Source organism: Allobosea rubneri (assembly GCF_032464875.1).
GTDB lineage: Bacteria > Pseudomonadota > Alphaproteobacteria > Rhizobiales > Beijerinckiaceae > Allobosea > Allobosea rubneri.
Genome location: NZ_JAWDID010000139.1, coordinates 1 through 772, shown reverse-complemented (window position 1 = coordinate 772; position 772 = coordinate 1). Strand labels below are relative to the sequence as shown.

General features: G+C 66.2%; 1 protein-coding gene. It reads right to left on the bottom strand.

Features of this window, described 5'->3' with window-relative positions:
* Positions 1 to 626: Bax inhibitor-1/YccA family protein (locus RKE40_RS29635; RefSeq protein WP_316021736.1), on the bottom strand; the 626-nt coding region annotated here is incomplete at its 3' end.
* Positions 627 to 772 lie beyond the last annotated feature (146 nt).

Sequence of the window (772 nt, the reverse complement as noted above, 5' to 3'; positions counted from 1 at the left end):
GCCAGCGCGATCGCGATGAGGCCGATCACGATGCCGATGAAGCCGGTGCGGAGACCGAAGCCGCCGCCGACGCCGAAGAGGCCGAGACCGAGGTTCACGAGCGAGAAGACCGCGTAGCTGATCATGCCGATGAAGAAGATCTTGTTCAGCTTCGGCGAGGTGCGGATCTTGCCGTTCATGAACAGCGCCAGGGTGACGCCGATCACGATGACGGTCGCGAGGAGGGCCTGGACGACCGCGCCCTCGTAGACGTTCTCGAAGATGCCCGAGATCGCGCCCACCGCGATGCCCTGAGTGGCGGCGTAGCCGAGGATCAGAGCGGGGCTCGGGACCTTCTTGAAGGCGTTGACGATGCCGAGGACGAGCGCGACGATCACGGCCGGGAGCATGAGCCCCGGGACGAACCAGCCGACAGCCGCGCCCGCCAGGAGCACGACGAAGGCGAGAGCCGTCTTCGCGAGGGTGTCCTCGACGGTCATCCGGTCGGTCTCCGTGGAGCTCGCGGCCGGACGGTTGTACATCTGGTCGAGCGTGTCGGACGAGACGTCGGGGAGGTCCTGCACGCGGCCGGCGTAGCCGCGGTTGCTGAACTCCGGACGCCCGAAGGCCGGATTGCTGCTTGCCATGGTTCCTCTTCTCTCAGGTGCGCTGGTGTCCGGTGGAGCAACGGAGCTGAGTCGCGGTGTGGTCGGGATGCTGTGGTGCCGCCGGGTCCTCGAGAGGACTCCGACGATGGGACCACAGTATCTGAGAACAGCTCTCAGAGTCTGGT